The organism is Paenibacillus anaericanus, from assembly GCF_003994475.1.
GTDB classification, from domain to species: Bacteria; Bacillota; Bacilli; order Paenibacillales; family Paenibacillaceae; genus Fontibacillus; species Fontibacillus anaericanus.
The window spans coordinates 1-8,466 of record NZ_RZNY01000065.1 but is presented as its reverse complement, the minus strand read 5'-3'; the positions used below and the strand labels follow the sequence as shown (position 1 = coordinate 8,466).

Annotated in this window: 9 protein-coding genes; 6 read left to right on the top strand and 3 right to left on the bottom strand. The window is 40.8% G+C overall.

What is annotated here, in order from left to right; genetic code table 11:
• Positions 1 to 151 precede the first annotated feature (151 nt).
• Both EJP82_RS27480 and EJP82_RS27475 read right to left on the bottom strand, forming a co-directional pair.
• Positions 152 to 799, bottom strand: a complete 648-nt coding sequence (locus EJP82_RS27480; protein WP_127195265.1) for a transcriptional regulator — start codon at positions 797 to 799, stop codon at positions 152 to 154.
• A 220-nt stretch (positions 800 to 1,019) separates the two neighbouring features.
• The gene (locus EJP82_RS27475) at positions 1,020 to 1,616 is read right to left on the bottom strand and encodes a TetR/AcrR family transcriptional regulator (RefSeq protein WP_246054459.1); all 597 of its coding nucleotides are present in this window, start codon (positions 1,614 to 1,616) and stop codon (positions 1,020 to 1,022) included.
• A 155-nt stretch (positions 1,617 to 1,771) separates the two neighbouring features.
• Between EJP82_RS27475 and EJP82_RS27470 the strand changes: the two genes are divergently transcribed.
• Together EJP82_RS27470 and EJP82_RS27465 are read left to right on the top strand one after the other, a co-directional pair.
• The gene (locus tag EJP82_RS27470) at positions 1,772 to 2,659 is read left to right on the top strand and encodes an ABC transporter ATP-binding protein (RefSeq protein ID WP_127195264.1); all 888 of its coding nucleotides are present in this window, start codon (positions 1,772 to 1,774) and stop codon (positions 2,657 to 2,659) included.
• Positions 2,656 to 3,465, top strand: a complete 810-nt coding sequence (locus tag EJP82_RS27465) for an ABC transporter permease subunit (RefSeq protein ID WP_127195263.1) — start codon at positions 2,656 to 2,658, stop codon at positions 3,463 to 3,465. Before EJP82_RS27470 ends, EJP82_RS27465 begins: the two co-directional genes overlap by 4 nt.
• 75 nt (positions 3,466 to 3,540) lie before the next feature.
• Here EJP82_RS27465 and EJP82_RS27460 read toward each other — a convergent pair whose 3' ends face one another.
• Positions 3,541 to 3,966, bottom strand: a complete 426-nt coding sequence (locus tag EJP82_RS27460) for a MarR family winged helix-turn-helix transcriptional regulator (protein WP_127195262.1) — start codon at positions 3,964 to 3,966, stop codon at positions 3,541 to 3,543.
• A gap of 137 nt (positions 3,967 to 4,103) precedes the next feature.
• Here EJP82_RS27460 and EJP82_RS27455 point away from each other — a divergent pair, with 137 nt between their 5' ends.
• The 4 genes from EJP82_RS27455 to EJP82_RS27440 all read left to right on the top strand — a co-directional run bounded on the left by EJP82_RS27455 (position 4,104) and on the right by EJP82_RS27440 (position 8,397).
• On the top strand, positions 4,104 to 5,570 hold the full coding sequence (locus EJP82_RS27455; protein ID WP_127195261.1) for an MFS transporter: 1,467 nt from the start codon (positions 4,104 to 4,106) through the stop codon (positions 5,568 to 5,570).
• Between the two features lie 189 nt (positions 5,571 to 5,759).
• Positions 5,760 to 6,149: a VOC family protein gene (locus tag EJP82_RS27450; protein WP_127195260.1), complete on the top strand. Its 390-nt coding sequence runs from the start codon at positions 5,760 to 5,762 to the stop codon at positions 6,147 to 6,149.
• A gap of 139 nt (positions 6,150 to 6,288) precedes the next feature.
• A complete protein-coding gene (locus EJP82_RS27445) occupies positions 6,289 to 6,855 on the top strand; it encodes a hypothetical protein (protein WP_127195259.1) in 567 nt (188 codons plus the stop codon).
• 225 nt (positions 6,856 to 7,080) lie between these two features.
• Positions 7,081 to 8,397, top strand: a complete 1,317-nt coding sequence (locus tag EJP82_RS27440) for a DEAD/DEAH box helicase (RefSeq protein WP_127195258.1) — start codon at positions 7,081 to 7,083, stop codon at positions 8,395 to 8,397.
• The last annotated feature ends 69 nt before the right edge of the window (positions 8,398 to 8,466 follow it).

The following is an 8,466-nucleotide window of genomic DNA, read 5'->3' as shown; positions in this document are numbered from 1 at the left end:
GAATTCTCTTATCGAGGTGTCCACTTTTTATTCTAGTTCTAGTTTTACCACCAAACACACAAGTTTTCGCATCAGAGTAAGGTTTACCGCCAAACACACCGTTCTCGCAACATAGTATGTTTTACTACGCCCATGCTACCGTCATGCACATTTACAACCGAAGCTTGTAGGTTCGAACACGCTGCTGGCCGCTGGCAATGTCTAGTAGTTGTAGTTCAATGAGTGTGTGCAAAATACGCCTAGTATGTCGATCGCTCACTTTGAGATGTTCGGCAAGCTCAGTAGGAGTAAATGGGCGCAAAAGGCGTCGTGCAAGACGGACGGTTTCGGCTTCAAGACATGATAATGTGGAAGGTACGTCTGACGCGATGAACTTCCCAACAAATGAGAGGGCTAGCTGCCGACATTGTTCGGGCTCATCAGTGATAGAAAGATAAGCAATCGGAAGGAATGTCCACCCATCCAAAGCTAACAAGCAATGTCGTCTGCATAAATCCTTGAATCGCTTTACATCAAGATCCCTTGCATGAGGCCCATAACCCTGAATCTCTATACCGCCCTTTGCTCCTCCAGGCATATAGGCAAGATCAAAGTACCGATAGCCGTTACTAAAGTCACGCACCTCCCATTCAGGAAATAGGTGATTCAAATTACCAATAGCGGGAAACCATACGGATCGAAGGAACTCGACAGTCCCATGGCCTAGCCCCTTATCAAGTAACTCCCTTCGTCTGGGATTCCTTTCTGTAGCTATATTTGACGCTAACCATTCTTCATATTGCTGCTCAAACCGTGACATTGTACTCCTCCTCCTTCTGCATCAAAAGCAACCTAACTTCTCTTAAAGATTCCATTAAGAAAACAAAAGCCGCTCTAATACAATTCATCCCGAATTTCCATTCAGCGTGTGAATTGTATTAAAGCGGCGTGTTCCTCACGACCTCTATGCCGTTATTATATCTCGTACTATTTCATTCAACAATAGCCTGTCCGACCGAGTCGAGGAGCTGTTGTTTTATTTATGACTTCCCACAAATGCCGTGAAAAAACATATGGACCATTTCATCTAAAAATTTATCCATATTCCCGCTTTGCTGGGCCATTTCCAATAAGTTTTCATATTGGTTCATATAGAGTTGAATAAAGCCCAGAACGCTCTCAATGGAAATGTCATTCGAAATTTCGCCGCTGTGTTTACCTTCCTCAATGAGGCGAACCGTCAATGGGATTGTTTTCTCTTTGTATTGCTTTTCGATATAACTGGCTAGTTCATGATCTTCGATCAAGAGCTCTTTGATAAGACCGGGGGGGAAACCTCTATAGGATTCTTTCTCCAAAAAGATAATGTGCTCGATTTTTTCCTTTAAAGAATGGCCTTCGTTCATGTATTCTTCGAAATCAAGGATAGCTTTGTCAGCGAAGTTAATGAATACTTCCCGGAGCAGAGCCTCTTTACTCCCGAAATAATTATATATCGTGACCTGCGATACTTTAGCTGTCTTGGAAATATCAGCGATGCGAATTCGCTTAGGCTCCGACGTTTGTAGCATATCTAAAGTAGTTTTCATGATCTTTTCTTTGATCAAGTTGGCCCTTTTCTCAAAACCATTCATCATCGTTCACCCTAACTTCATAGATTGTTACATACTTATGAAATGAAAACACAAATATATTTCATAAAATCATTGACGAAGTAACTTTTCAGGTATATTGTAACATATGAAATATCTTAATGATAATATTTCATTTCTTCATTCTTGGAGGTGCCGTAATGTTAACCGTTGAGCATTTGACGAAGACCTTTTCAAACGGGAAAGGAATTTTTGATGTATCGTTTTCGGTGGAGCAAGGTGAGGTCTTTGGCTTTTTAGGCCCGAATGGGGCAGGGAAGTCTACGACGAATCGGCATATCATGGGCTTCATGAAACCGGACAAAGGATCTGTGAAGGTGAATGGGCTAGATACCTGGAAGGAACAGGGGAAAGTTCAAGCTTACACAGGATATCTGCCGGGGGAAATATCTTTTATCGAAGGAATGACGGGTAAGACGTTCCTGGATTTCATAGCTAAAATGCAAGGAATGAAAGACTTGTCTAAGCGTGCTAATCTGATCGACCGTTTGCAGTTTGATGTTCATACGCCCATTCGTAAAATGTCCAAAGGGATGAAGCAGAAGGTTGGAATCGTTGCAGCACTCATGCATGATCCGCAAGTTATAATTTTGGATGAACCGACATCAGGCCTGGATCCTCTTATGCAGAAGGTATTTATTGAGATTGTGCTGGAGGAGAAGGCCTTGGGGAAAACATTCCTGATGTCGTCGCACAGTTTCGCCGAAATCGAGCGGACTTGCGATCGTGCTGCGATTATCAAGGATGGTGTCATCATTGCTGTCAAAGATATTCACGAACTACAATCCATGCAGCGGAAGGTGTTTGAAGTTATCTTCGAAGACCATGCTGATGTGACATCATTTCTAAACTCTGGCTTGCTTATTGAATCACACCAAGGGGATCGAGTGAGGGTGGCCATTCAGGGTAATTACGATAAATTCCTAGAAGAGACGGTAAAGTACAAGGTGCGTAATATCGATATATTTAGTCAGAACCTAGAGGACATATTTATGAATTACTATGATCGGAAAGGGACGATGAAATGAATGCTACCTTATATAAGCAGATGATGAAAGTGAACATGAAGAGCTTTATGAACTATGCATTCGGATCTGCCTTTTATATCATTCTCATGTTCTGGTTGTATCCTAGTATCGCCAGCAATTCGAGCGCTATCGATCAGTTGGTGGAGTCCATGCCGGAAGGTGTAGGGAAAGCTTTTGGTCTCAATGGCTTTGGGAGTGCAGAGGCATTTATCTCAGGAGAATATTACGGATTAATTCTAGTTCTTATCCTTGCTATCGTATGCGTGCAGCTATCAACTCAGCTTATGGCTAAATTGGTAGACCAAGGTTCCATGTCCTATTTATTAACCACCCCGACGACACGGGGGAAAGTCGCTTTCACGCAAGCAAGTGTGCTGACGACGGGGTTATTTCTGATCATGGCCGTCACGACGATTGCCGGATTTGTCGGAAATGCGTGGTTTCTGGGAAAAGGTTATGAATTTGATACAACCAAGTTCATTGAGATGAATGTATCAGCGTTCCTACTCTTCTTCGCAATCGGGGGTATCACCTTCCTAGTGTCCTCACTTTCCAATGATGAGAAGAAGGCACGTGGTATTTCCGGGATGATTACTTTTGGATTCTTCAGCTTGGATCTATTGGGTAAACTTAGCGACAAGATTCAATGGATGAGGAACATCTCCATCTTCTCCTTATATAAACCCAGCGAAATTATAAGCGGAAATGTGAATATGGTTGTAATCTCATTCATTCTTTCCGCCATCGGATTGGTTTCATTTGGTTTAGCCATTGTTCTGTTTCGAAAAAGAGACCTGCCTTTATAGCATCCTTATACATTTCATATAATAAAACAAACTCCAAGTCCACAAGTGGCTTGGAGTTTTATTGTGTTCTCACCACTATTCATCCTGCAGCTCAAAGTTAATCTTCTGCAAGAGGGAGATAAGTAAGTCTTCTTCTCCAGGACTTAAATGATGAACAAGCTTCTTATTGTAATTATCTAACATCAATTGAAGTTCAGGGGCAAATTCAATTGCTTTTGTCGTCGGATATAGAAGGTGAGAACGGCGGTCATTCGGATCCGGTTTACGCTCGATGTACCCGGACTGTTCCAATAGTTTGATTGATCTTGCTGTCGTTGCTTTATCGAATTTCAGTAGCTGTGTTAGTTGATCCTGCGTAATCCCTGGCTTCTGTAGCACAGACTTAAGAAAGGTATGTTGTCCTCCGCTACCAAGTCCATAGGGAGATAAATATTTTGCGAGATTTTTTTGATTCTGTCGATGAATATAAGAGATAAGTTTACCAATCGGTTCTTTCTTCAAAGTTGCACCTCATCCGTATAAGACGTCATACTCATACTATCTTAAAGTTGTTGCATGCGCAACTAATATGGAGTAAACTGATAGTACAACATAGTTGCGCACGCAACCAATGTACATTCGTGATTTGGAGGTTGCTTATGAATTCAATTCTTGGGAATTATCAGGAGGATGCCGAAATTCAGAAGAAACGTTGGCTTATCCTTATTGTTCTTAACTTATTTACTTTTATGTCCACTTTGGATGGAAGTATTGTCAATATTGCGCTACCTGTTTTGTCCAAACAAATGGGTCTACCAATAGCTCAGATTGAATGGGTGACAACGGGTTATTTGATGGCTATCTGTTCGGCCATTTTATTTTTTGGCAAACTCGGCGATATTGTAGGGAAAATCCGAATTTTTAAAATCGGCACTGTTATTTTTATCATAGGTTCATTGTTTTGTGGACTGAGCAGTTCACTGCCATTTTTGATTGTTTCACGGATTGTTCAGGCCTTAGGTGCTTCTATGACCATGGCGAACAGCCAAGGAATTATTACAGACATCTTCCCAGCAAATGAACGAGGAAAAGCACTGGGTTTGATTGGTACGTTTGTCTCTTTGGGAAGTATTGCTGGGCCTAGTTTGGGGGGTATCATTATTTCCTCAATGGGTTGGGAATATATCTTTTTGGTAAATATTCCGATCGGCCTATTCGCTATTATTATGGGATGGAAAGTGCTTCCGAAGGACCTTGTACGGGTAAAGGCGAAAATTGATGTACCAGGTAGCTCGTTATTTGCATTATTTATCGTTACATTATTTGCGGGGCTGCTTCTTGGTCAGCAATATGGCTACAATAATATCTGGATCATTAGTTCTCTTATCGCTGCTGCCGTTATTTTGGTTCTATTTCTACGTGTTGAGTTAATTCGGTCAGAGCCGCTACTCCAGTTGTCATTGTTCAAGAATGTATCGTTTTCGCTCAGTATTCTATGCGGATTTCTCGTGTTTACGGCGAATTTTTGTTTTAATATTATCGCTCCATTTTATGCTCAGAATATGTTGGATTTGTCTCCACACTATGCAGGTCTTCTGCTGATGCTCTTACCTATCTGTATGGTCATCGTATCACCTCTTAGTGGTGCTTTATCTGACAAAATCGGGTCTGAACTACTGACCTTTGCGGGGCTTATTGTTATGGTCATTGCCCAATTTGGTTTGGCTAATCTTCATGCTGGAAGCTCTTTAATCGTCGTAGGTACTTGGATTGCTATGCTGGGTATTGGTAGTGGACTATTCCAATCACCTAACAATTCACTTGTTATGTCACAAGTTCCGCGAACCCAGCTTGGTTCGGCAGGTAGTGTGAACTCACTAGTTCGGAATATAGGGATGGTTGTGGGGATTACAGTAGCAACAACGATTTTGTTCAATGTGATGAGCAGAGAGGTTGGATATCGTGTAACTGGATTGGTTCCTGATCGGCCAGATGTCTTCTTAACGGGGATGCATACAGTCTTCGTAACCTCAGCATGTATATGTCTAGCTGCTGCCCTGTTAACGGGATGGAGAATGTATCAGTCTCAAGTAGTTAAACGTCGTATTGTAGCTAAAGAAGAATAATTGCGAATATGATAATCCATTTTAACACTATTTATAATGGATATTCTTTCTAAGATTATGAATCGGTCATGCTGAAGCCCTTGAAATTTTTCAAGGGCTTATATATTTATGAAACTGATGCTTGACGGAAATAAAATAAAATCGGATAATCTGCATGGGACTTATAGCCTATAAAAGGAGTGTTCTTTAGTGGACCATCAAAAAATTGCTACTTTTTTTATGTTTTCTGGACGAGCTATGGAGGCTATGAATTTTTATACCACTTTGTTTGATAATTCAGAAATAAATAAGGTGTTGTATCATGAAGATGGGACCGTATTACATGCTATCTTTACTTTAAATGGACAAACTTATATGTGTATTGATAGTAAAGAAGAACATAACTTCAACTTTACACCGAGCATTTCATTATTTATAACCTGTGAGACAGCTGAAGAGATTGATGCACTTTATCAGAAGTTATCTGAAGAGGGAACGGTATTAATGCCAATATGTTCTACCCCTGTAAGTGAGAAGTATGCCTGGGTGAATGATAAATTCGGTGTCTCGTGGCAATTAATGCTTATCACATCAAGTTAATAAATAAATCACGCGCAAACGAAAAATGGATGATAAGAACGTTGAAGAGTAGATTGTGCATAATAGCATAATAAGAAGTGAAAACTATTTCCAAGTACAACTCAGGTTTACAAGTAAAATTAATGGAGGTAGTAATATAATGATATTCAAAAAACGCACCATTCAGCGACGGTTTCATGCGACACTTCTTCTAACCTGTTTATTGATTTTACTAAGCGGTTGTACTAAGACTCCAACTGAAACACAAGGAACTACTCCACCAGCAGAAACACCTTCACAAACAGAATCGAATACGACTAACAATGTAGAACAAGCGAATCCCCAAGCAAACCAACCAGAATCCACTACCTCAGATGCAGAGGGACTTCCGAGCGGAGTGACAGTAAAAAAAGTAATCAAAGATGAAGCAATAAAAAATAACTATCGCAAAAAGGTCGAATTACTTACAGACGACGGAAAACGAATAACAATTACGGATGCGAGTGATAAGATCGTTCTTCGGAATCTTGAATATGAAGGAATTATTACAGAAGCTACAGGCAATCAAGTAACCGTTCAGGTGAAAAACGGAGGGCAGCAAACCTTGACCATTCCAAGTCAAGTCGTCATTGAGGATGAAGACAATCTTGGATTAAACAAAGGTGTCGAAATTGAATGGACCCTAAATACCGATGGACAAATCGAAAGCGTTGAATTGGAGGATTAATTAAAGAACGTTTTAATAATTAATCATCTATAATAGGCTGCGTCCAAATTAAAATGCACCTCATAGAGTAGGTACCTTAAATGGTCTATTCTAAGTGGTACATTTTAGTGGGACGTGGCTTTTTTGCATCTATATATGTTATCCTTATATGTTATGACGTAAAGTAGTGCCTTGTGGAGACGCTACAAGAAATGTTAAAAGTGTATTTATAATTAAGGAGACAACATGACATTTAATGAATTGAATATTATACCGGAAATTCTAAAAGCTTTAAGTAAAGAGAACTATACTGAACCAACACCTATACAGGAACAAGCGATTCCTGCTGTGTTAGAAGGCAGAGATTTGCTAGGTTGCGCACAAACGGGAACAGGAAAGACGGCGGCATTTGCTGTACCGATCATCCAACTGCTCAGTGAACAGCAAAGCAAAACCAATGCTGTGCGCCGTATACGTTCATTGATATTAACACCAACAAGAGAACTTGCCTTGCAAATTTCTGATAACATAAAAGCATATAGTCAATATACCGACATACGTTGTTCGGCGATTGTTGGCGGGGTTTCACAGAAGGTACAGGAGCGGGCACTAAACCATGGTGCGGACATTATTATTGCAACACCGGGCCGTCTGATCGATCTTTTGAGTCAGAAGCGTATTGATTTGCAATATGTCCAAATATTAGTGCTTGATGAAGCTGATCGGATGCTAGATATGGGCTTTATCAATGATGTGAAGAAGATCGTTTCGAAAATGCCTAGCAAGAAGCAAACTCTTTTCTTCTCCGCAACGATGCCTCCTGAAATATCTAAAATGGTCAAATCGATTTTAGTTAACCCAGTAAAAGTTGAGATTACTCCGGTATCTTCTACGGTCGATCGGATTACGCAATCTGTTTACTTACTTGCAACGGGCAACAAACAGAAACAATTAAACCTTTTGTTACAAGATAAATCGATTGTTTCCGCATTGGTATTTACCCGTACCAAACGTGGTGCTGACCGAGTTGTACGTGATTTAATCAAAGAGAACATCTCAGCTCAGGCCATTCATGGTAATAAGTCGCAAATTGATCGTCAGAAAGCATTAAGTAGCTTTAAGAGTGGAACCACACGAGTGTTAGTTGCGACGGATATCGCAGCAAGAGGAATTGATATTGATGAGCTATCTCATGTCATCAACTTTAACCTCCCTAATATTCCAGAAACCTATGTTCATCGAATTGGGCGTACCGGTAGAGCAGGACTGAGCGGGACTGCGATCTCCTTCTGCGAAGTGGATGAGCTTCCTTTCCTTAAGGATATTGAGAAGTTAATCGGAAAATCAATTCCAGAAGTGAAGGGTCATCCCTATCCGATGTCTAGATCAGCTCGAGCAACTCAAGCTGTAAAGGTCGAACAGCGATCTTCGAAGTCGTCGGTTCCAGTTGCCAAACCGGCCAAGTCGAAGGCAAACCCTGCGCGCAAACCTAAGTCCGAGTGGTTTACAAAGGGAAATAAGAGTAAAAGTCAAGGTTATAGTAAAACAAGCAGATCACTATAGATCAAAAAGCCACGTCATTGGACGTGGCTTCAGCTTGTCGAGAAACCCAGTCATTTTCATGACATCGGG

Bases quoted from the DNA above. Each gene is read 5' to 3' on its own strand.
- EJP82_RS27465 (WP_127195263.1), top strand. From the start codon at position 2,656: ATGAATGCTACCTTATATAAGCAGATGATGAAAGTGAACATGAAGAGC.
- EJP82_RS27455 (WP_127195261.1), top strand. From the start codon at position 4,104: ATGAATTCAATTCTTGGGAATTATCAGGAGGATGCCGAAATTCAGAAG.
- EJP82_RS27445 (WP_127195259.1), top strand. From the start codon at position 6,289: ATGATATTCAAAAAACGCACCATTCAGCGACGGTTTCATGCGACACTT.
- EJP82_RS27480 (WP_127195265.1), bottom strand. From the start codon at position 799: ATGTCACGGTTTGAGCAGCAATATGAAGAATGGTTAGCGTCAAATATA.
- EJP82_RS27440 (WP_127195258.1), top strand. From the start codon at position 7,081: ATGACATTTAATGAATTGAATATTATACCGGAAATTCTAAAAGCTTTA.
- EJP82_RS27475 (WP_246054459.1), bottom strand. From the start codon at position 1,616: ATGATGAATGGTTTTGAGAAAAGGGCCAACTTGATCAAAGAAAAGATC.
- EJP82_RS27470 (WP_127195264.1), top strand. From the start codon at position 1,772: ATGTTAACCGTTGAGCATTTGACGAAGACCTTTTCAAACGGGAAAGGA.